General features: G+C 56.1%; 21 protein-coding genes. 13 read left to right on the forward strand and 8 right to left on the reverse strand.

The window, feature by feature from the left end; all coding sequences use genetic code 11:
- Window positions 1–17: 17 nt before the first annotated feature.
- From XX99_RS08915 to XX99_RS08930, 4 genes are all read left to right on the forward strand, one after another.
- Window positions 18–635: a carbonic anhydrase gene (locus tag XX99_RS08915; protein WP_050059000.1), complete on the forward strand. Its 618-nt coding sequence runs from the start codon at window positions 18–20 to the stop codon at window positions 633–635.
- Between the two features lie 94 nt (window positions 636–729).
- Window positions 730–1,419 carry a ribose-5-phosphate isomerase RpiA gene (gene rpiA / locus XX99_RS08920; RefSeq protein WP_231581209.1) on the forward strand — a complete coding sequence of 230 codons (690 nt, stop codon included), beginning with the start codon at window positions 730–732 and terminating at the stop codon, window positions 1,417–1,419.
- Window positions 1,420–1,522: 103 nt separating this feature from the next.
- Entirely contained in the window at window positions 1,523–1,906 is a 384-nt protein-coding gene (locus tag XX99_RS08925; RefSeq protein ID WP_197081857.1) for a GNAT family N-acetyltransferase, read from the forward strand.
- A gap of 246 nt (window positions 1,907–2,152) precedes the next feature.
- Window positions 2,153–2,887 carry a hypothetical protein gene (locus tag XX99_RS08930; RefSeq protein WP_050059001.1) on the forward strand — a complete coding sequence of 245 codons (735 nt, stop codon included), beginning with the start codon at window positions 2,153–2,155 and terminating at the stop codon, window positions 2,885–2,887.
- A 121-nt stretch (window positions 2,888–3,008) separates the two neighbouring features.
- Here the strand turns inward: XX99_RS08930 and XX99_RS08935 are convergent, their stop codons facing one another.
- Both XX99_RS08935 and XX99_RS08940 read right to left on the reverse strand, forming a co-directional pair.
- Window positions 3,009–4,193, reverse strand: coding sequence for an FAD-dependent oxidoreductase (locus tag XX99_RS08935; RefSeq protein ID WP_050059002.1), 1,185 nt, complete (start codon window positions 4,191–4,193; stop codon window positions 3,009–3,011).
- A gap of 91 nt (window positions 4,194–4,284) precedes the next feature.
- On the reverse strand, window positions 4,285–4,926 hold the full coding sequence (locus tag XX99_RS08940) for a TetR/AcrR family transcriptional regulator (protein ID WP_050059003.1): 642 nt from the start codon (window positions 4,924–4,926) through the stop codon (window positions 4,285–4,287).
- A 63-nt stretch (window positions 4,927–4,989) separates the two neighbouring features.
- Between XX99_RS08940 and XX99_RS08945 the strand changes: the two genes are divergently transcribed.
- On the forward strand, window positions 4,990–6,153 hold the full coding sequence (locus XX99_RS08945; protein ID WP_050059004.1) for an FAD-dependent monooxygenase: 1,164 nt from the start codon (window positions 4,990–4,992) through the stop codon (window positions 6,151–6,153).
- 147 nt (window positions 6,154–6,300) lie between these two features.
- Here XX99_RS08945 and XX99_RS08950 read toward each other — a convergent pair whose 3' ends face one another.
- Window positions 6,301–7,446 carry an alpha/beta fold hydrolase gene (locus XX99_RS08950; RefSeq protein ID WP_184084798.1) on the reverse strand — a complete coding sequence of 382 codons (1,146 nt, stop codon included), beginning with the start codon at window positions 7,444–7,446 and terminating at the stop codon, window positions 6,301–6,303.
- A gap of 378 nt (window positions 7,447–7,824) precedes the next feature.
- Window positions 7,825–8,445 (reverse strand): FMN-dependent NADH-azoreductase, encoded by a 621-nt coding sequence (locus tag XX99_RS08955; protein ID WP_050059006.1) that lies wholly within the window; start codon window positions 8,443–8,445, stop codon window positions 7,825–7,827.
- A gap of 112 nt (window positions 8,446–8,557) precedes the next feature.
- Here XX99_RS08955 and XX99_RS08960 point away from each other — a divergent pair, with 112 nt between their 5' ends.
- Window positions 8,558–9,001, forward strand: a complete 444-nt coding sequence (locus tag XX99_RS08960) for a MarR family winged helix-turn-helix transcriptional regulator (RefSeq protein ID WP_050059354.1) — start codon at window positions 8,558–8,560, stop codon at window positions 8,999–9,001.
- Between the two features lie 94 nt (window positions 9,002–9,095).
- On the opposite strand, the gene XX99_RS08965 is transcribed toward XX99_RS08960, so the two are convergent.
- Both XX99_RS08965 and XX99_RS08970 read right to left on the reverse strand, forming a co-directional pair.
- On the reverse strand, window positions 9,096–9,821 hold the full coding sequence (locus XX99_RS08965) for an NAD(P)-dependent oxidoreductase (RefSeq protein WP_156185879.1): 726 nt from the start codon (window positions 9,819–9,821) through the stop codon (window positions 9,096–9,098).
- 23 nt (window positions 9,822–9,844) lie between these two features.
- Window positions 9,845–10,813, reverse strand: a complete 969-nt coding sequence (locus tag XX99_RS08970) for an SDR family oxidoreductase (RefSeq protein ID WP_050059008.1) — start codon at window positions 10,811–10,813, stop codon at window positions 9,845–9,847.
- 54 nt (window positions 10,814–10,867) lie between these two features.
- Here XX99_RS08970 and XX99_RS08975 point away from each other — a divergent pair, with 54 nt between their 5' ends.
- Complete coding sequence (locus XX99_RS08975) at window positions 10,868–11,887, forward strand: AraC family transcriptional regulator (RefSeq protein ID WP_050059009.1); 1,020 nt, start codon at window positions 10,868–10,870, stop codon at window positions 11,885–11,887.
- A 277-nt stretch (window positions 11,888–12,164) separates the two neighbouring features.
- On the opposite strand, the gene XX99_RS08980 is transcribed toward XX99_RS08975, so the two are convergent.
- Window positions 12,165–13,439 (reverse strand): glycosyltransferase, encoded by a 1,275-nt coding sequence (locus XX99_RS08980; RefSeq protein WP_050059010.1) that lies wholly within the window; start codon window positions 13,437–13,439, stop codon window positions 12,165–12,167.
- Between the two features lie 205 nt (window positions 13,440–13,644).
- On the opposite strand from XX99_RS08980, the gene XX99_RS08990 reads away from it, so the two are divergent.
- The 5 genes from XX99_RS08990 to XX99_RS09010 all read left to right on the forward strand — a co-directional run bounded on the left by XX99_RS08990 (window position 13,645) and on the right by XX99_RS09010 (window position 19,865).
- Window positions 13,645–14,670 carry a hypothetical protein gene (locus tag XX99_RS08990; RefSeq protein ID WP_156185880.1) on the forward strand — a complete coding sequence of 342 codons (1,026 nt, stop codon included), beginning with the start codon at window positions 13,645–13,647 and terminating at the stop codon, window positions 14,668–14,670.
- A gap of 182 nt (window positions 14,671–14,852) precedes the next feature.
- On the forward strand, window positions 14,853–16,058 hold the full coding sequence (locus XX99_RS08995) for a hypothetical protein (protein ID WP_050059013.1): 1,206 nt from the start codon (window positions 14,853–14,855) through the stop codon (window positions 16,056–16,058).
- 351 nt (window positions 16,059–16,409) lie between these two features.
- Window positions 16,410–17,507, forward strand: a complete 1,098-nt coding sequence (locus XX99_RS09000) for an ABC-three component system protein (protein WP_050059014.1) — start codon at window positions 16,410–16,412, stop codon at window positions 17,505–17,507.
- Window positions 17,494–17,976 (forward strand): ABC-three component system middle component 2, encoded by a 483-nt coding sequence (locus tag XX99_RS09005; protein WP_082125464.1) that lies wholly within the window; start codon window positions 17,494–17,496, stop codon window positions 17,974–17,976. Before XX99_RS09000 ends, XX99_RS09005 begins: the two co-directional genes overlap by 14 nt.
- The gene (locus XX99_RS09010) at window positions 17,973–19,865 is read left to right on the forward strand and encodes an AAA family ATPase (protein WP_050059016.1); all 1,893 of its coding nucleotides are present in this window, start codon (window positions 17,973–17,975) and stop codon (window positions 19,863–19,865) included. Before XX99_RS09005 ends, XX99_RS09010 begins: the two co-directional genes overlap by 4 nt.
- A 168-nt stretch (window positions 19,866–20,033) precedes the next feature.
- Here the strand turns inward: XX99_RS09010 and XX99_RS09015 are convergent, their stop codons facing one another.
- Entirely contained in the window at window positions 20,034–21,014 is a 981-nt protein-coding gene (locus tag XX99_RS09015; protein WP_050059017.1) for an SDR family NAD(P)-dependent oxidoreductase, read from the reverse strand.
- 115 nt (window positions 21,015–21,129) lie between these two features.
- Here XX99_RS09015 and XX99_RS09020 point away from each other — a divergent pair, with 115 nt between their 5' ends.
- Complete coding sequence (locus XX99_RS09020; RefSeq protein ID WP_050059018.1) at window positions 21,130–21,708, forward strand: TetR/AcrR family transcriptional regulator; 579 nt, start codon at window positions 21,130–21,132, stop codon at window positions 21,706–21,708.
- Window positions 21,709–21,779: the final 71 nt, after the last annotated feature.

The following is a 21,779-nucleotide window of genomic DNA, read 5'->3' on the forward strand; positions in this document are numbered from 1 at the left end:
TAGAGGAGAAGTACAAAATGATCAGCACAGAAGACAGTAGGAAAGCAGATGATTTCGATGCATTCGTGTACTCGCAGAGTCCGGGATACAACGAACTCAACATGAGGGTCGCGTTCAAGAATGCGATTCCGCTTCGAACGATTGTGATTTATTGCTATGACCCGCGTGCAGTACAAATACCATTTGCGCTGGCTAAGATTTGGCCGGACGAGGTGTATCCCGGCGAGTTGGTGTTTGACGAACGCGGCAACAAAGTTGGATCTACGACAACCATCTTTCCAATTGTCGTAGCGGGTGGACGCGCTATCGATGCACTTCGTTCCATCACCATTGGGCAACACCTCTTCGGCGTCCAGAACATTGTCGTTGCCCATCATACGTTCTGCGGGACAAGCAGTTTCACTGCGGATGGCCTCATCGAGGCCTTTCAGGCTGAGCAAGGGACGGATCTTTCAGAGGTATACGAAAGGGACAGCCTGGCAATCTCCCACTTCAGATCGTCGCTTCAGCAAGACGTCGATCTGCTCCGCGCATCTGCTGGAGTACCGAGGACAGTCGGCATCTATGGTTATTTGTTCAACATCGATACAGACGAATTCACTTTGATCGTGAAAGATACGCAGCACGGCCGATGAAGGTGCGTCGAGGGTTCTCTCTTATTGGGTGATGTGTCCCTTCCCACATCGACGCCCTGAGAAGTGGTCACATGCAGGAATCAGGAGCAATACGATGACAGGTATGACGCAGGATGATGCAAAGCTACTTGCGGCAAAGCGGGCAGTGGAGTTTATCTCCGACGGCATGAAGGTAGGGTTGGGAACTGGAACAACGACGACTCTGTTCATCCATGAGTTGGGCAAGGCAGTGCAGAGCGGGTTGCGCATCGAGGCTATTGCGACCAGCGACGCAAGCGCGACGCTCGCTAAGGAGTTGGGAATTCCGCTTACCAACTTCAATGACACCCCAGTGCTGGACGTAAACGTGGATGGCGCGGACGAGATCGCGCCGAGACTTGCCCTGATCAAAGGCGGCCACGGAGCGCATTTGCGCGAGAAGATTGTGGCTTCGGCGGCGCGGCAGTTCATCGTCGTAGCCGATGAGACTAAGGTAGTTCAAAAGCTGGGCAAGTTTCCCCTGCCGGTGGAGGTGATCCATCTGGCTCTACCGCTGGTAACGCGTCAGCTAAAGGATCGGGGACTAAATCCTGTGCTGCGTGCGGCGCTCAATGGCACGGGGCCGTGGATCACCGATGAAGGCAATGTAATCCTGGACTGTCATTGTGGGGTGATTGAGGAGCCTGAGAGGACAGCGATGGAGCTCCGCAACATTGTAGGTGTTGTGGAGCACGGGTTGTTCCTCGGTATGGCTACGCTGGCGCTGGTTGCGCGTGAGAATGGCGTGCGGGAACTGAGGCCATAGACTGCACTGTCGAAGGATGCTACGCGTCTGCATCCGCTCACGTAGTATTTTTTAGCGGAGGTGAAAGGTGTGATGAATGAGCTCGTCTCGGAAATATTTCCTTATGACGGATCGGCTTGGATTCAGTACCTGGGAGGAGGGAGATGACGCGTTGGCTCTCACGCTTTGGGGCTCTACCGAGGTATCCGCTTTGATCGGAGGCCCGTTCACAACTGCCGAGGTTCATGCGCGGCTCAGGCGTGAAATAGATACGATGAACGCCCATAAAGTTCAATACTGGCCGGTGTTCTTCCTCCAAGACAACGAGCTTGCAGGATGTGCTGGGCTGCGGCCTTACCGAACTGGTGAGGATGTTTTTGAATTAGGAGTGCATTTGCGTCCTAGCTATTGGGGGCAGGGCATTGCTCTGGAGGCGGCCCTCGCTGTTGTCGCGTATGCCTTCGAGCATATGGCAGCCAAAAGTCTGTTCGCAGGGCATCACCCGTAAAACCTGGGATCAGCAAGTCTTCTTCGGAAGCTTGGATTTTCTTTCACGCACGAAGAATTTTATCCGCCCACGGGTCGAAATCACCCTTCCTATTTGCTGGTCAATACCTAGCATTCGAGTTAGGTGTTCACACTACACGTCAGTCAACCAGGCTTCTGATTTCGTTGGGTTGATGTTTCATTGAGGGTTCACCATCTACTTCCGACAAGATGACTTATCGGGACTGAGGCAAGAGCAACGGAGGCTATGTGGCGGATCTCGATTCAGCGAGTATGGAGTACTGTACTTTCGCGATCGCAACAAGCTTTCCATCTGGCGGGGTGGCTTTCACTTCAAGGACGGGTTCACTTTTCCAAGTTAGCAATCGAACAGTTCCTTATGGAAGGCTGCCTGCACACTCGGCAGTGGATTAAGGTGCGGCGAGACGAAGGCCAGATGATACCAGCCACTCTTGAACACGCAGACGCCATGATGCAAGAATTGATTATGCTCCTCCATCACTACTCAACCGGCAAGATCGTTGAGATCAACTCGACAGTACAACTCCCGGTGATGAAGCCTTCCGACAGGCCCACCGGATTTTGGGTATCTGTTGTCGGACCCAATGACTGGAAGAGTAAGCACCCGGGCGATCTACTCGATCGGAACCTCTATGAGGTCAAGCTGGCAGGTAAACACAACCTGCTTTTCATGAACACCAGAGAGCAGTTGTCGGCCTTCACGAAGGTGTATGGCCTCAAGCTTAAAGGCGAAACATGGATCGCCATCGACTGGGCAAAAGTAGCAGCCGAATATCAGGGCGTGATCATCGCTCCTTTCTTTGCGGAACACGACGACTACGACGACCTGTTTTGGTACGGTGCCTGGGGCTGCGCCAGCGGCTGCATTTGGGACAAAGATGCGATCTCTGGGATCAGTCTCATTCGGGAAGGAGACCAATTCTTGGGTCTCAAATTTCTACCAACCATCTCTTTTGAGTGAGTAGGGCCGCAGGCAGCGGAATGGAGAGCTGCAGGAAGGGGAGGGAACCTGTTACGGTGCTGCTCGTAGTCAGCCAGTGGGTCGGATCGTTGACGACAAGGCGACTTCTGATGACCTTGCATTAAGCCTTGCCGGCTGGCGGAACCGCCTCTCTTCCACCGAAGCTACGAAACAGAGCCACAACGCGCTCGCAGGCATCCGAAGCATAAAACATCTCCGTGTTCACCATTGTGTCCGCCGTCATGGATCGCATGCGGGAGAACATCTCCGCCTCGAACGCGGCGATTGCGTCCCCAGGCGTGTCTTCGCTGAGGAGAAACTTTGACAGGACCAGAGCATCAAGCATCGCCATATTCACGCCTTCGCCCGCATAGGGCGGCATGACGTGCGCTGCATCTCCAATCAGCGTAACGTTTGGCTTCGGCGTCCAATGCTGATCCATCGGGCAAACAAGTAATGGACGCCAGACCATCGAGACGGCCTCCCTGAAGAGCGGTTCCCATAGGTCACTCCACCCTTTGAAATTGGCGTGGAACCATATCACTCGCTGGTCTGGACCGATTGCTTCTTCAATGTTCTGCCTTGCCGCGGGATCATCGGTCTTCAATCCCGCGTAGAACAGCACACTTCCATCTGGCTTCGTTCCCATGCCGATCGTCCGTTCGCCTCCCAAAGCGATCAACGCCGAGCCTCCGAGAAGATCCCACAACTCAGGTATAGCTTGCTTTGCCGCAGGGACGAGGCCTTCTACAAGCGAAACTCCGACATACTGCGGGCGAATCGAAGTGACCAACTCACGCAAGCGAGAGTTGGCGCCGTCGCAGCCGATGGCGATGTCAGCCACTGCGGTTTGCCCGTTTGCAAACCGTAACAAGACCTGCTCGCCCTGAAGCGCTGAAGACTCCAGCTTGCAGTCCCACTGCACGGTGCCAGGCCGAAGCGAGTCCAGCAGAAGATCGCGCAATGGACCACGTTCGATCTCAGGACGTTGCCCCGGGCCGGACACCTGGCGGGGATGATCGTGAAGAACCTCCCCATAGGCATCGGTGAGGCGAAGGTTGTCGAGGTCCGGTCGATGATTGGCCCAGAACGCTTCTGTCAGGCCAGCGGCTTCGAGCGCCGCCAGTCCGGAGTCTTCGTGGAGATCCAATGCGCTGCCCTGGACCCGCGCATCGCGGCTCTGGTCACGCTCGTACACTGACACCTGAGCACCGCTTTGCTGCAGCAATCGAGCAAGCGTGAGCCCCCCTGGTCCTCCGCCGATGATGGCGATCTTCTTTCCGTGGATGGCACTCGTCCTACTCATATCCGATCTGATCTCCTGATTTACGCTCTGTTCCTGCGAATGATTGACCTGGGAAGCTGCAGCGGGAGGTGACTTTCTGTGCACGGCCGTTTTAGAAGTATGGTGTTCCTTCCAAGGCAGAACGCACTCCTTTCGTTCCCCGGTCAATGAGGGCGAGGAAGACTGTATTTGCCTTCTCCACGTCGTGATGTTGCTGAAATACTCGATGCGCTTCGACGAGAGCTACGCCCCAGGTTGCGACCAGCAATGATGCTGCAAGACAGGCGACAGGATCGGGCAACCGGCGCTTCATCGATTTGGCGAGTGCGACGGTCAGATTATCCGTCAACTCGTCGCGGATCGCTCGGGCGCGGGCTTTGAGTGCTTCACTTTCCTGAATCGTAGCCATGAACTTGTCGCTGCCTTCTTCAAAGAAGCGAACGTAAGGACGCTGATTGGCGACAGCCCAATGGGCGAACAGTCGCAGGGCTTCCACGGGAGGCGTTCCCGGCTTTCTTTTCTGCAGGCTGGCCAGCAACTCTTCGCGACCTTCCTCGTCCAGGTCGAAGAACATGTCCTCCTTGCGCGGGAAGTGATTGAAGACGGTCATCCGCGAGACATCAGCGGCTTCCGCAATCTCCTCCACCTTCACCTTGTCGAAGCCGCGCTCGATGAAGAGGCGGGTGGCAACGTCAGATATGCGCTGCCGTGTGGCGAGGCGTTTCCGCGTCTGTCGATTGAGCACCGAAGCCATTTTGCAACCCCGATTAGTTTACAGCATCTATATTTATACTTAGTATAATTTTAGAGGGCACACATGGACAAACCCATTCAGCGCAACCGAACAGTCTCAACGAATTCAACTCCGAGCGTTCTTATCTCAGGAGCCAGCTTTGCCGGACTGGCTGCGGCATGGTGGATGAACAAGCTCGGCTACTCCGTGACCGTCGTCGAGATCGCGAAGGGACTGAGGAAGGGTGGAACCCCGGTCAACATACGAGACGGGGTCATCGACGTTGTCAGGAGTATGAATCTGCTGGAACGCATCAAGTCGGAGAGCTTGCCACTCAGACCCATGACCTTCCTTGATGTCCACGGATCGCCTTTACCGCTTGCTCTTTCGCAGGCAGAAGAGGCGCCGGAAGAGGAATATGAAATCGAGAGGGACGTACTCCTCGACATGCTCTTCGGTGAAGTCAGCGACCACGTAGAGTTTGTCTTTGCAGATAGCATTTCGGGCCTGGAGGAAACCACAGACGAGGTGGCCGTCACCTTTGCGAGCGGAAGACAGCGATCCTTTTCACTTGTGCTCGGCTGCGATGGGACCCACTCGGCTGTGAGGAGACTGTGCTTCGGCGAAGAGTCTTCTTTTTTGATATTTCTCCAGTGCTACTTCTCCCTCACCATCGTCCATAAGCTGCTGATCGAAGAAGACACGTCACAGATGCTCAACGTTGCCGGCAAGGCCATCATGCTCAACGCCTACAACGGTAAGACGGATATCGCATTCTGCTTTTCTTCCGACAAGGAGATCGACTACGACCGCCGGAATACGGACGGGCAGAAGCGCATGATCCGCGAGAACTTTGAAGACGGGGCATTTGGAGCTGGGAGCTGGAGAACGCGCGAACTGCTCGATGAGATGAGCCGCTGTGAAGACTTCTACTTCGATAAGCTTAGCCAGGTTCGGATGAGCTCCTGGTCGAAGGGGCGAATCGCTCTGGTGGGCGATGCCGGCTACTGCCCATCCCCGGCGGCGGGTATGGGTGGCTCCGTGGCAATTCTCGGCGCTGCAGCCCTGGCCGATGCGCTTGGTAAACACCAAGGAGACTTCAACGCAGCGTTCCAGGCGTACGACAAAAGTTTCCGGCCCATCGTGGAAGCGATTCAGACACAGGCAGTCGAGTTCGGCCTGGAGATGTTTCTGCCCAGAACCGAAGAAGCGATCCAGAAAAGAAACGAGCGGCTCAGCATTGGCTGAGTACGTGTTATGGCTCCTGAGACACACTCTGTGCGGATGTGTTTCTCTCTTGTTGAGGATTCAATAAGCGCATTGGCCTGATATCACCAGGTGAGATTACGAACTGCAAATACAAGCCGACATCCCGGTACTAATCAGCTCGCCTCACTACTTTTCGACCCAGCGGTATAGTTGTGAGTCACGCACGGCATTTGCGAAAGCCTGTGACTGTGCTCCCTGGGCAAAGAAGGTGCTGATGAGGCTCATAGATGCTCCATTGGCTGTCAGAGCGCTAAAGACATGGTTGTCATCTGCGATGAACAGGAAGTGGTGGGGATATGCGCTGGCCAGCGCAATCTCTGTGCGATAGTCCACAGCTTCGTCATAGCGCCCCGCCAGCACAAACACGTCCGCCGGGCAACGGTGTAGGGCAGCAAAGTCGAAGGGTGGCAGGGAGACCTTCCCAGCGTGCAGCATGTCGAGGAGTGGCTTGATCTCGAACGCTTGTGTCTCTGCCAAAGGATAGAGCCCTCCGTCCCCAAGATGGTCGAATGCGCCACTAGGGGCGATCAACTCCAAGACACGGACATCCTGCGGAATGATGTCTTTGGATGCGTACATCGCGGCCATATCATCGACCTGATAATCCTTGCGAGCCGTTCGGTACGCTCCCATGTTTCCCGCCGCGAGAGCATGGATCAGGTCGGCACGTGCAGCGGCGATCTTGTCCGCCGATACGAAAAAATGCTGTCGTTGGAGCGTCATCAGAATTCCGATGCGCTCTTCCGGGTGGGCCTTTAGCGCGGACTGCAACTGCTCTTGAAGCGTGGTGTCTTGCCTGCCGAGATCGCTCCAGAAGGTGTCCAGCGAGATACCAAGCTCGGCGTTCAGGTATGGATTTACAGCCGATTGCGTGAAGACGCGCTCTACGTGGTCCGAATGCTGTGAGAGGTACTGGTGAACGAGGTAGGCTCCCCCGGAGCGCCCATAGAGATAGACTCGGCCTTGTTCTCCAACAAGGGCTCTGCGAACAGATTCAATGTCACGGACCCACTCGCCGCTGTTGAACACCTTCCACGCTTTCGGCCAATCTGGTTTGCCGTCACTGCTGAGCGTGGCGTCGATAAAGGCCGGGGTTGTACCTCGTGTGATGATGCCGACCACGTTCACGGCGTCTCCGAAGGTGCTTTCTCTGAGTTCCTTCATCGCCCCTGTACGGACGTAGAACTGCTGTCCATCGGCGATCACGAGCACTGTCGGTTTGGCAGGATCGAAGGGAGCAGCATAATCCAATGCCAACCTCGCAGTCCCCAATGCGGGCTCCTGATAGGAAAGAGGGACGCTTATAGATGTGGGTGCAGGGTTGTGCTGCGCCTCAGCAGAGCCTATACAAAGGAGAACTGAGCAGACGAGCAACCGGAGAGCATGAGGCATTCTTTGGATACCTTCCAAACTTGCTGTGATGAGTACGCTTTCCCACCAATACGAAAGTTCTGGGAGGCAGGTTCCACGATAAGCTACTTGTGGCGAGGTAGTTTCCACTTAGCGTCAGGAATGATTCTGGATTGATGCGAAATCCCGATGCACTCGTCGAGATCGGATTAGTCCCAAGATGTCGGCGTGTCGTCAGTGAGTGCGTTTGCGCGCCACGCTATCTGGTGCAGAGAGCGCGGCCTTTCCGGTCTTCTTGGGTCAGCGGGCGGCTGCGAGGACGGCGGGACGAAACTGCGCGGTGAATTCTTCGGTCGTGGTCGAACCAAAGGCGACGGCAGCCGTGCCGCCGACAAGGATGACTTCGACGCCGGTGATGCCGATAAAGGCGAGGACACGCTTGAGGTAGCCGGACTCATAGTCGGATGCGGCAGAAGGCAGGCCTTCGTCATAGGTGCCGCCTGAGGCGATGATGATCTTGCAGGTTTTGCCGGTGACCAGACCTTTGCGATCGGGCGGCCCGGAGTGAGTGACGCGGGGGCGTACGATGAGGTCGATCCATGCCTTCAGATTGGCGGGGACGGTGAAGTTGTACATCGGCGTTCCGATGAGAATCTCGTCCGCGGAGAGGAGCTCGGCGATCAGTTCGTCAGAGACTGCTAAAGCTCGTTGCATCTCGGGTGTGTGCTGGTCAGTGGTCAGGAAGATGCCGGTGATCCATGGAATGCCGACGTAGGGCAGGTTATTTTCTGCGAGGTCGCGCAGCACTACCTTGCCGTCAGGGTGCTCTATCCGCCATGCTGCGACAAAGTCATGGCTGAGCGAACGCGAGATGGAGTTGAGACCACGAGGGCTGGATTGGATGTTGAGCAGCGTAGGCATATGATTCCTTTCGAGGGCGGCAAGCGTGGCGTGCCGGATAGTCAATACACTTGACCATCTGATTCAGAGTTCACTATGCCGGATGCAATATGGTCAAGAATATTTACTAAAAATGAAAAAAGGTCTGCATAACGTCGCACGAGGCTTGATGGTGGCATCACGAGCGCACGCGGCTGCCGTGACTGCGCGGTTGGCGCAGCGTGGATATGATGATTTTCCGTTTGCCTCGGCGAGCCTGCTGTGGCTGATGGATGAAGGCGGGACGCGGTCGACTGTTTTGGCCCAGCGGGCTGGCGTGAGCAAGCAGGCGATGAGTCAACTGGTCCGATTGATGGAGCGGCAGGGGTACCTGGAGCAGGTTCCGGACCCAACCGATACGCGGGCGAAGGTTGTGCGGATGACCGAACGCGGTGAGGCGGTGAAGACCGCCTGTGTCGAGGTGAGGGAAGAGTTGAACCGCAAGGTGGCAAGGGCCCTTGGAATGGATGCGGCTGGGCAGCTGGAGGCGAATCTGGATGCCGCCGCAGCTTTGTTTGGGGAGATTGCGGGGACTTAATGGTGCATGCATCGGCTGGCCGACCAGCCTGCCCGTTAGTGAAGCTTTGAAGAAAAAACCTCCCACGCTCTATGTCGGCGACGGCGCTGTATAACTACGAATCGCCACGAGCGTAGTTGAAGTAGAGCGGCTTGCGCTCCCACATCCGCGTCTGGTCACTCGCGAGTTGCGTCAGCGCCTCTGCAACGTCAATGTAGGACACGCTGCCGCGCTGAATGTTGTTCAGCGTACTTTCGGGACGGAGTAAACCGCGCGACGGCGCTTCTACCATTTGGCCCAGGCGCGCATAGACGAAGCGGAAAGCAGGGGGTGTCTCCTCGAAACACCAGCGCACCACTTGCTCCATCTCACGCCATCCCCTCCGCGCAACGAACGTCCGCAGAAGCCAGGCCATGATCGCTATCGGCAAACTGTTGATCGTTCCTCCGGGCTCAGGCAGGAGCTGGCCGCCGATGATCAGTAGGACGCAATCATTCAGTCGCCCATCGGCCTCCAGTGCCTCCACCGTTGCGCGGGTGATAACGCCGCGATCCGCATTGTTGCGTGGCTGCCCTTTGGCATGGCCAAACGGAAGTGCGCTCGAAGCATCGACGATTGCGTGCGGTCGACAAGTCCGGACGGCCGCTGAGATGGACGCCGCGTCACAGAGGTCGCCCTTGAAGATAGTCACCTTCGAACGTAGCGCTTCAGGCACTTTGGCTGGGTTGCGGACGAAGGCTGTCACGGCCCAGCCTTGCGCGTTGGCGCGCTCAACCACGAGATGGCCCGCTTTTCCGGTAGCGCCATAGACCAACAGATTGCGAACTCTAGATTCCGTCATATCGATCCTTACCGTGCGGTGGCTCACAGCTTTGAGAAGAATTCCGTCTGTTCAAGATCAGCCAGAAGTCTCATGTGGGTCGGGCTCCAGCCCAAGCGCTCCCGGGTGAGCTTACTCGACGTGGGATTGTCGATCGGCACCGCCGGCCCGAGGAATCCGAACTGCTTCTTCGCCTCCTCAGCCGGTTTGCTCACGACCGGAACGTTCAGCCGCCGCCCGATCACCTCCGCGATCTCGCGGAACGGAATGCCTTCCTCGTCGACACCATGATAGGTTCCCCCAGCAGGTCCCTTCTCAAACGCGAGCCGAAACAGATGGGCTGCGTCCAGATAGTGCACCGAAGGCCATCGGTTCGTGCCATCCCCCACGTACGCGGACTCCTTCTTCTTCTTTGCCATCGGGATCAGCAACGATGCAAGCCCGTAAGCCGTAGGCCCGTGAACAATCGGCGGCAGCCGGATGGCAGACGTACGAAGTCCACGCGCAGCCCACTGCTTCAGCACGTCCTCATTTTTACCCCGGATACCTCCGAAGGCTTTCGGAGAGTGATCATACGTCTCGTCCTCGGTTGCGAGCACTTTCGGCTTCATGCCCAACGTCCCAAAGGTCGCCACCAGCGGGCTGCCCTTTCCCAGAGCCGCTGCTATCGTCTCAATCGCACGGCGGTCCGTCGCGGCGGCGGCGCCCATAAACCTTTGGACAATCCCGCTGGGGGCGCCACCGAGAAAGACGCGGAGACGAGTACCAATCGGAACGTGCGCGATTTGGTGATAGAACGCCGTATGGATAGCACCGTCCGCGGCAGATGCGCCCCGTCGTAGTCCCTCCAGGTCGTCAACCGTGCCCAGCTGCACCTGCGCACCGGCTTTAAGAAGCTTCCTCCCTGAAGCCTCGGAGCGAGCAAGCCCCGTGACCTGATGGCCTGCGCCGATGAGTTCCTTGACGATCGCAAACCCGATGAATCCCGTAGCCCCGGTCACAAAAACACGCATATTCCCGTCTCCCTATTCAGCAGCCTAAGGAAGATCAGCGATAGAATCTATGCGATGGAAGACGCATTTATATCGAGATCGTCCGGAATCACGGATGATCCGCTTTCGGACGTGCTTTCGCTGCTCAAGCCGCGCGGCTACCAATCCAGCGGAATCGATGCAGGCGGGGATTGGTCGTTTCAGTTCCCACAGAGTAACGGCTTCTTCTGTCTCGCTCTCGTCTCCGGCCACTGCTGGCTGTCCGTCAATGGTGTCGACGAGCCCGTTCTGCTGCAAGCAGGTGAGTTTGCGGTTTTGCCTCATGGGCCAGCATTTCGCGCTGCAAGCGATCTGGCAGTCGCTCCGGTCGATTTCCTCTCGTTGATGGCCGAGAAAGTGAGCGGCGGGATTCTTACGTGGCAGGGCGGCGGGGCCTGCCTCGGGCTCAGCGCGATCTTCACCTTCGCCGGAGAGCACGCAAATATCTTGTTCGAGGTACTTCCGACTCTTATTCACATCCGCGATCCTGAAGCCCGCGTTGCGCTGCAGTGGTATCTGGAACGCATGATGGCCGTCATCCGCAATCCACAACCAGGCTGGGTGCTTCAGGGCGAGTACCTTGCGCAGATGATGTTGATCGAAGTTCTCCGGCTCCACATGGTAGGCAAGAGGACGGACGGGGTCGGTTGGCTCTTCGCACTTGCCAACAAACAATTGAGCGCTGCCATAGCAGCAATGCATGAGCGTCCAGGACATCGTTGGACCGTTCAGCAACTCGCCGAGCGTGCCGGCATGTCGCGGTCGACCTTTGCGCTACGCTTCAAGGAGCAAGTGGGGACTTCTGTCATGGAGTACCTGATCCGCTGGCGAATGATTCTTGCGGCCGACAGACTGGTGAACTCGTCGGACGCGGTCTCGTCCATTGCTCTTACGCTTGGATACGAATCCGAAAGCGCGTTCGGGTTCGCGTTCAAGAGAGAGATGGGTTGCTCTCCCCGACAGTACTGCCGCGCACGTGCCTCCGCTTCGAAGACTTCCGTTTCCTTAGAACCCGGAAGTGAAACTCCGTCTGATGTGAATCACTCCTCACTCTGATTGGCTACCCGCCCAAGTGGGTAGGGGATTGGTAGAGAGGAAATGTTGGTCACTCCTCGTTGCTCCCGCCCGCGGTATCGAATCCGAGCAACACTCAATCAGGAATCTGGCTGATTGAAATTCATCCTTCACATCCAAAAAGTGCTCGAGAGCCTGATGTCGACGGAAGGGTTCAATACAGAATCTTCAGCAAAACTGTGATCTAGTCGTCAGCGATACTTGCTGCCTTGCGATCACGGGAGAGGAGGGGGACACTTCCTCTCCCGTGATCGCATTGTCAGACGTTGGCTAAAGTCAATGCAAGAACTTGCTCGACAATGCGGACGGCTTCTTTGGTGGGATTGAGTTTCGCGATCTCGCGAGCCGCTGTTCGGGCGGATTCGCGATAGCTGTCATGAGTAAGTACTGTCTGGACCGCTGCGCCGATGCTTGCGGCAGTCACTTCGGCGAGCGGCACAACTGTCCCGGCTCCGAGGTGGGCGATGCGCATCGCGATACCGGGCTGCTCGCTGGCGATTGGAACTGCAACCATAGGGATGCCATTTTCGAGACAGTCCAGGGTGGTATTGAGCCCTGCATGATGGATGCAGAGACCGGCTCGCCGGAGAAGCTCTGCCTGCGGCGCATAAGGCACCAGCACAATGTTGGCCGGGACTTGGCCGAAGTCGTCAGGAGAGAGAGCATCTTTGCCGAGAGCGATGACGGTCTGGGCATTGAGTGGAGCGCAGGCTTCGATGATGGCACGGAAGACATGCTCCAGGCGGTTCTGGAGAGTGCCGCAGGAGGCATAGATGAGGAGCCGACCATCGAGCCATTCCCAGGGGAAAGGCACTTCTCGAGCAAGCTGCTCGTCCTGAAGATGACCAACCAGGTGAAGCGTTGCCGGTGCATGCGGACGAGGAAACTCGAAGAGTGGGGGCTCCTGACAAATCTGTGCGAGCGGCGAGAAGGAATCTTCAACGAGATTCTTATATTCGGGAAGGTTCCACGAGCGCCGCTGTTCGTTGACCACCGGGAGGAGCATGGCATAGGCCTGGTCAACCCCTGCCCAGCCCTTACGGTTGCGTTCGATGCCCTCGTGAGTCGGATCGAAAGGCCAGAGCATGACGGGTGGCGGAATTACGTCTTCGCGATTGACGAGGAGCGCATTGGCAAGCGAGATAAACGGAATGCCCAGGTGTTCCGCAATGGTCGCTCCGCCGTATTGCACCTGATCAATGACAAGAAGATCGACTTTCTCGCGGGAGATGAGTTTGGGCAGGTCCCGAAACGATGTGCCGAAGAACAGAACCATGCGCTCGACGTAGTACGCGAAGGCAGCGGGACCAGAGAGCTCAGCGATTTTCTTCATCGTTGGCTTGAGGGCGCCGACCGGGTATTCCGCTTCGGCGAATGGAATAAAACGCAGGCCTGCCGTGCTGATCGTTTCCTGAGTATCGAGGATGTTGAAGAAGGTCACTTCGTGGCCCTGTTGCTGGAGTGCTCGCGCAAGGACAATAGATGGGTTCAGGTGACCAGTAGCGTAAAGAGTGATGAAGCCGATGCGAGACAAGATCCAGTACCTCAAAGAAGAAATTTTCTTTAATCAGAATATCGTTTCAACTGTGTGCAAATAATTACGGGATCGCAGATGAGATTTCTGCGATTCGATTCGACTCGAGCTTCCGTTGTTGACAAATCGCCAATGCCCTGAGCATGGCGGAATACTTCGGCCATGCCGACTTCACGGTACCGATGTCACGCGAGATACTGTAATCGTGACAATTCCTCCTGAAACCGCCTTTGATCGCTATCTTCGCTCGCAAAATGAGAAGGACCGTAAGAAATACCCAGGAAAACATGATCTAGACCTACTTGACTCCGGTTCTCTGAAAGAACTCTTGCTGGGACTTCAGGTTGTATTAAACCTCTCTCTAGCAAGTGAACAGCCGGTACCAGAGCATCGTGACCACCCGCCCTTTCATGTCGATTACATCAAGTCCACGGAAGCGAACGCCATAGCGTTTCGGCACGATGGCTATTCTTTTATCGGCATAACAATTCCTCTAATTGAAGTGGCCGGGCAGCTTTGCGCTCGTCTGTGCAACTCCCTCGACTTGCTACACGCTTTAGGGCTCGAACCAACGCAAGAAGTTTCCGAAGCGCTTGGATCCGTGATGCTGGAGATATTGCTCTTCTTCGTTGTGTCCCACGAATACACACATATCGTTCACGGCCATCCTCTTTCCGAGGTCACGGAGTCGGGGCTTATTCATGAATTTTCGCTAGGCGGTCGAACTGGAAATTTCGACGATCAGATTCTGGAAGCCGATGCAGACTCGTATGCTATCTATCACGTAATGCAAAACTGGATCAGGGGATCGAAGAGACCTTCAAGCATCGCTCTTCTTCATATGGACTCCGCTTCACTCGATGATCAGGACGGATTGCTATTTGCTTGCATCGTCGCAGCGATTGGCTCATATTTTATTTTGCATCCGGTACCTCGGCTTAATGCCGAGAGTGTCTACAGGCTCAGACATCCACCACATCCGGTTAGGCTCAATTTCTTGATGGAGACGGCGATCGCATGGTGCAGACAGAACCGTGCTCATCTTGAAGATCGGATGAAGCCTGAGCAGTTTGACTCCCTGTTGTCGCTAGTTGCTGGTTTAGTTTGGGACAACGACGAGTTGAGGGCACAAAACTGGAAAACACAGGTCGCCTTCCTCAAAACCCCAGAAGGCGCTTCATACGTCGCGGAACTAAGAAGACGTAAGGATGAATACCGAGCCTCGCTCTAAAGCTTAAAGCTTTAGGTTGAGATACTTAGAGGACTACTCCTCATAAACGCGCTTGTCGCCATGATGCCAGTAGGTCAGTCGTTCCACAACCGACACTAACCAGTCGAGTGGAGCGGAAATTTTCTAGGGGTTGGAACAATCCGAGGGCAAACTGTCGTTAGAGGGGTAGAGGGCCTTGAGCTTTGGAACAGTTTGATGAGCAGGAATTCATCCAATCCCACTTAGCGACCGGCGAGGAGCTGGCGCCTGAACGTTTTCCCCAACTATCGACCTTGTCGTCTGCATTCTTCTACGACTTCGTCCCTGTGGCGAAGGAGCCCGAGCTGCCAGAAATCGTCTTTGTCCCGACATCTGAGAGCACACGTCTCGAAACCATCGGAACCATGGCAAGCTGGAATTTCCTGTGGGAGGCCGCGCAGTACCGCAAGGAAGCTTTCGAGAACGCCCGCCGAGCCGATGAAACTCCAGAACTGGCTCGTTGGATCAACGCGCTGCCGAATACCAACGCGTATCTCATCCCAGAAACTCCAAGCAAGTATGACGCCTACGCCCCACTCTTTCACTTGTTGCCCAAAAAGGTGGTGGACCGGTTCGGGCTGCCATCCGTCAAGCGACCACTCTGGCCTGGTCATGCGGCCTGGTGGAATGAGAAGTTGATGCCTTCCGACTTCGAGCATCGCTTGAGCGAGGCGTTCGCAGCGCACATCTGGAGTCACGTCGACTCAGGCTCCAGCCTGCAAGCCTTCAGCGCTACCGAACCCTTGAAATTGCTCTCTCACAGTTTGGATTTCTGGCTCCCCTACGTGCTGATGGTCCTAGAAGATCTCATGCGGGACTTCGAGCGGTGTGAGCCGGACAACGCCCGCCAAAAGATGCTCCTCGCAAAGGCTCGGAAGGAAGACTTTGGGGAAGTGGCCATCGACCGTCCCCGAAGGGGCGGAACATTATGGATTGGCGAAGAGGAAGCTGGCGATGTCACGGACCTCGTGGTGGAGGCGGCAGACCGTCAAGGCCAATTGCGGCAGTTGATTGATGCTGTGCGATCGAACAGGGTAGCAGACGACTTCTCGCCCATCTGGTCCTACGCCCGTGAGGACTTTGAGCGGAAGCTTTATTCCAAGCGGTCGAAGGTCAGAGTGTCCTTTGTCGAATTGACGGACACGCTGCCGGTGCACAGCGCCCGAAGCGAGTACACGGATGGCCTTCTGTGGCAGGACTTCACCTCCTTGCTCGACGCGAAAGAACGTCACATCGTGGTGGCACTTCGGAGCGGAACAACCAAGCTGGCAGACATCGCCGCCACGCTTGGGTACGCCAACCACAGCCCGGTCTCGAAAGCACTCGACCGAATCCGCAGAAAGGCATCTGCCTTCCTCAGCCTGAACTGAACTGGCTCATATGGCCCAAACTTTCCGCTCGATGCTTACGTGTGGACTAACGAACAGCCCAGGCGCTGGTTGATCCGGGAATCGTCGAATCAGTCCCTGTAAACGCGCGTTGCGGAAGTAATCGATCGCCCCGCTAAGTTCGATGAGTCCATTGACCTGTTCTCGTCAATTGAAAACGCCCTGGCGGATTGCTTCCGAGAGGCGGACATACCGTTATCGACTGCTTGTGAATGAGCGACGTAACCCAACGTTTCAGACGGCTTTTGAGCTCGGAGACCCTCCGCGATTGCTCCGAACATGGTGCAGCTGTAACATTGGTAGACTTTCCATCTGCAACCAGAGAGAGAACCAATGGCAGGCCCACCGTCGACTGCGCCCATCACCGCTCACCCGGCCCTGGGCAAGCTAGATCCTCATGTTGTCGCGAGCGGGCCCGCAATCCCGCCGATCGAGAGGGTCGCACTCTTCTCGGAGGAGCAGTGGGAACACTTTACGGACGAGTGGGCTGCGAGCCTGACAGACTATGCGAAGGTAGAACGGGCGAGTGGAGCGGGCGACAAGGGGTGTGACATCGTCGCTTTCCCCGTTGAAGGAGGAGCCGTTTGGGACAACTACCAGTGCAAGCATTACGACAAACCGCTCACTCCCACAGACATCTGGCTGGAGTTGGGAAAGATTTGCCACTACAGCTTCATCGGCGAGTACACCGTTCCGCGCAAGTATAGGTTTGTCGCCCCCAGAAACGTCGGAACCAAGCTCGCCTCATATTTCCGGAGACCGGCGACGCTGAAGGCCGAGTTATTGAAGATTTGGGATGATAAGTGCAAGGACGATATCAAGAGTGTCCCAGTACCGCTCACTGCAGAGCTACGAGAGCACATCGAGAAGATCGATTTCGGCATCTTCGGTTACCTTCCGGTACTCGACCTGATCGACCAGCATAAGAAGACGCCGCACTTCGTTGCTCGCTTCGGTCTGGGGCTTCCAGCGCGATCTCCGGTTGATCCACCTCCAGGGATTCCAACGGCCGATGAGACCCGCTATGTTCAGCAGCTTTTCGAAGCGTACAGCGACAACAAGGGCAGGCAAATCACTATTAGCCAAGATCTTCCGGTCTCGCTGCAGAAACACTTCAACCGGTCTCGAGAATCGTTTTACTCTGCCGAGGCGCTGCGCAACTTCTCTCGCGACAACCTGCCCAGTGGAGAATTCGAGAATCTTCAAGAACAGATATACACGGGCGTCGCGGATACCTGTGAGGGTGTACACGCCTGTGGTTTGACTCGCCTGATCGCCACCACCAATCGCGCTGCTGATCTCTCAATCACGAGTTCACCCCTCATGGGAAAAACGGAGATTACAGATTTGCACGGAATCTGCCATCAGCTAGCTAACGTTGATCGGCTGACCTGGGTAGTGGAGAAAGATGGGGAAGATGTCGACAGCTAGCCCCTTCAACAGCGCATTGGAGTGTGGCTTGCGAGCACTGGCGATTCTCGCTTCTGGCTATCCGGCGTCGGCTGACTTGCAGCGCCTCGTAGCCTACGACTACCTTCTCGTCCATTCTGCCGATGCGGATGGCCCTTCGAGCCTGCACCCGAGCACGCCACATCGAAATGGAGAGCTTCTTGTTCGCCACACACTAATAGAGAGTGGCCTTTTTCTTCTCTTGAGCCGAAACTTGATAGAACGCTTTGCCACCAGTAAGGGAATCGAATATCGGGCCATGGACGCGGCCCAAGCTTTTCTGGACGGATTGTCTTCGGACTACATGCGGGCTTTGCGCGACCGTGCCGATTGGTTATCGCTCACCTTCACTACGATGAGTGAAGGTGAGTTGAAGGATTTCGTAAACGCGCATTTTGATCAGTGGACAACTGAGTTCCAATCGCTAGAAGCGGTCGGGGAAGTACTATGACCGGGTTCCAAATACGCGCTCTCCAAATGACCGGACCTTCGATGCCGGTTGCCCGAATCACGTTCGGCCCGGGACTCAACGTCATATCAGGGGCATCCAATTCGGGCAAATCTTTCCTCTTCCACGCGATCGACTTCATGTTTGGCGCTGCTAGCCTAGACATGATTCCAGAGGCTCGGCCTTATACCTTGGCGGAGTTGGAACTCGAAGGAGCCGACGGTAGGTTTATGATCCGCAGGGCTCTGCAAGGTGGGTCGTTCGAGCTGTACAACCTTGATGACCCTAGCTCAGACGTAACGATTCTCGGCGAACGTCTCAACCGGAACGATCCGAACAACATCAGCACTTTTCTCCTGCGCCTAGCGGGTCTCGACGGTAAGCGAGTTCGCAAAAACGCGGATAACGCACTCCAAGACCTCAGCTTCCGGAATCTAGCAAGACTCATCATGGTCGATGAGCAAGACATCATCAAAGTCACGTCTCCCATTCATGGCGGGGAGGCTACGCAACTGACCGCAGAAACCAACACGTTCAAGCTGGTGCTTACCGGTCAGGACGATTCTGCGCTTGTGGAGCAGAAGAAGAAGGCTGTAGCGAAGGCTGAATTGGAAGGTCAACTCGAACTGCTGGACAAGTTGTCGAAAGCGTACAACGAGGAACTTGGTGACAAACCGGCTTCCCCAGCCGATCTCAACGACCAGCTCGAACGACTGACGCAGACGTTGGTTTCTACCGAGGCGAGTTTGCGGGAGCAGAGGCAAGCCTTGCAAGTACAGGTTGACGCAAGGCGCACCCTCATCATCGAGCACAATTCGGCGCGGGCAAGACTCGACGAAGTTGCCGCTCTCGTCGCAAGGTTTCGCCTGTTGGACAGTCATTATCAGTCAGACATCTCCCGCCTCGATGCACTATGGGAAGCTGGAACGCTTTTTCCTGCCTTGAGCAGCGAAATCTGTCCGCTTTGCGGGGCGCCTCAAATCACGCACTCTCACGAGAACGAGCAAACGCTGAGCGTCGATGTTTTGAAAGTCCGCGACTCCTGTTCAGCCGAGAAGAACAAAATAGAGCTGCTCCGGAAGGAGCTGTTCACAACGATCGATAGCCTCTCCGCTGAGGCGGCGGAACTTAGAGCCGTCATAAGCGACAGACGCACACGAGTCTCTGGGCTTACCGAGGAGATCGACCAAGTCACGCAAGTCGCACTGAAAGCTTCCGAAAGAGATTACGAGGCCTACGCCGATCTTCGCTTCGAAGTGCGGCAGAAACTTTCGACATATTCCCGGATAAATGACCTGACCGCTCGATATGACACGATACAAAGCGCCTTGAGTTCAATCGGCGCGGCGCGGAGGGTTCCGACTGACCTTCCGTTCGCAAGTCTGGTGGGCTTTACTTCTGAGTTTGAAGCTCTGTTGAAAGCCTGGAAGTACCCGTACGAAGGTGCCATTACGTTCGATACGAAGTCAGAAGACTTCACCCTTGGTACCCGCCGCCGGCGAGAACAGGGCAAGGGCTCGCGAGCATTAACACATGCAGCGTTCACTATCTCCCTCATGAGATATTGCGCCGCAAACAATCTTCCGCACCCTGGCTTGGTTGTGCTCGATTCCCCGCTGGTCACGTTCCGCGATAAAGATGCCGGCACGTCGGGTATCGACGCGTTGTCAGGTGAGGCGCAGTTGCAGGTAAAGGACGAATTCTATCGAGATCTTGCAAGCCGCGTGGCTGAACAACAACTCATCATCTTCGAAAACGAGGAACCAGAGGTCAGCATCCAGAAAGACATCGTCTTCCACCATTTCACCGGCGATGCCACTCTGCCGCGATGTGGCTTCTTTCCCGTCCCTTCAACTTCCGAAGAATCGCTTGATGCAAAGGCGAATTCCTGAATCAGATTTTGCAAATGCTCTTCTGCCAGCACGATAGTTAGCAGAAAACGTGCTTCGCCTCAGGGATGCTCGATTGACGTCAAATCGCCAATTCAATCATTGACACTGGCTGCTCACGGCCTCTTGGCTTGAGCCGGTGAACAGCCAGTGTGCGTCTAAGGCACCTGCTTACTCAAACGTTTCGCCGACCAGTTCTTCGCTTTTCTTCCAGAGCGCAACAGCGTTCTGTGGATCGAGAGCGTAGCCACGCACTCCTTCGTCAAGCATCCCCAGCGGGGCGTCATCAGCGACGACGTCACTCACGTGGCAGTTCTCGCAATACCGTCCTCCCACCTCTTCGGCGGGCGCAACTACTGCTGCCCAAACTGAGGTCGCGGCTCCCTGGGGTATTGTCTTGAACTCGAACGCTCCTTTACCTGCTGCTGCGGCCTGTTCATTGATCTGTTTGACCATCTGTTCCAGGCTGCCCGGATCCATGTGGCGACCCAGTTCAGTCATGATTCCACCAGGATGAACGGCGGTAGCTCGCACGCCACGGGCTCTATGACGGCGGTCGAACTCGACTGCGAATAGGATGTTTGCAGTCTTTGAACGGCCGTAAGATACGAACGGCTCATATGGCGTCGTCTCAAAGTTGGGATCATTGAGGTCCACATTGCTGAAACGGTGCCCCGAGGAAGAGAGGTTGACCAAACGTCCACCATCCTTGATCAGCTTCGCGATGCGGTTCACAAACACGAAGTGGCCCAGATGATTGGTCCCGAATTGCGTCTCGAAACCATCCTCCGTCTTGCCCAACGGAGTCGCCATAACGCCGGCGTTCGCGATGATGATATCGAATAAGCGGCCATCGGCAATCAGCTTGTCCGCCGCGGCGCGTATGCTCTTCAGGCTGGCCAGATCGAGTTCGAGCAGCTCGAAACTCGCGCCGGTTTCCGCCGCGGCATTGCTGACCGCCGCTGTCGCCCGTCGTGCTTTCTCCAGATCGCGCGCCGCGCCCACAACATCGGCGCCATGCGCCACCAGAGTACGTGCGGTCTCTACGCCCAGACCCGCGGATACGCCGGTTACAAGAATCCGTTTACCCTTCAGATCGACCCCTGCAAGGACCTCTTCTGTCGTTGACTCTGCTCCAAATTTCACTGCCATGTTGCACGCTCCGATCCTGATCTTTGACACGGGCCTTGGCCCGGAATAAAAGAGAGTAAGTCTCCGTTATGGATATAAGATTACCGGAGGGCCTCTCCGGTTTCAAAAACATCCGATGAAAACGTCCGCCGACAAGAAAACAACCCGCAAGCCCCGAGCCGACGCGCAACGCAACCGCGAGCGGATTCTCGAAGTCGCGAGGCAGATCTTCACGCGACGGGGAGCGGAGACCACCATGGACGAGATCGCCAGGAGGGCCAGGATAGGCCCCGGGACACTTTACCGTCACTTTCCTACACGCGATGACTTGCTGGCCGCTGTCTATATCGGCGAAATCGAGAAACTGGCTGAGGCACAGAGAAAGTTCTCCGCCGAACTGCCGCCTATTGAGGCGCTTCGGGCGTGGATGCTGGTCTTCATTGACTATATCGCCGCGAAAAAGATCATTGCTCCGGCATTAGACGCAATGGTCGGCGGTCCTTCACAGGTCTATCAACAGAGCACCCGCGTCATGGAGGAAGCTGCCAATACGCTGGCGAGGCGCGCCGTCGCCAGCGGGGACCTTCGGTCAGATGTCGATCCAATGGACATGTTGCGTGCGATCTATGGGGTCTCCAGCGCGGGCAGCACGGACGATTGGCCGGAAAAGGCGCGACGTTTCGTCGGCATCATCATTCAGGGCTCCCGGCCGTAGGGGACGACCATTGTCCTGGTTCCGCTGAATACGTGCGTGGCTGAAGGCATCGGATGCGCACTGCCGGTCTC

Origin of the sequence: Silvibacterium bohemicum (assembly GCF_001006305.1) — a bacterium.
Taxonomy (GTDB): Bacteria; Acidobacteriota; Terriglobia; order Terriglobales; family Acidobacteriaceae; genus Silvibacterium; species Silvibacterium bohemicum.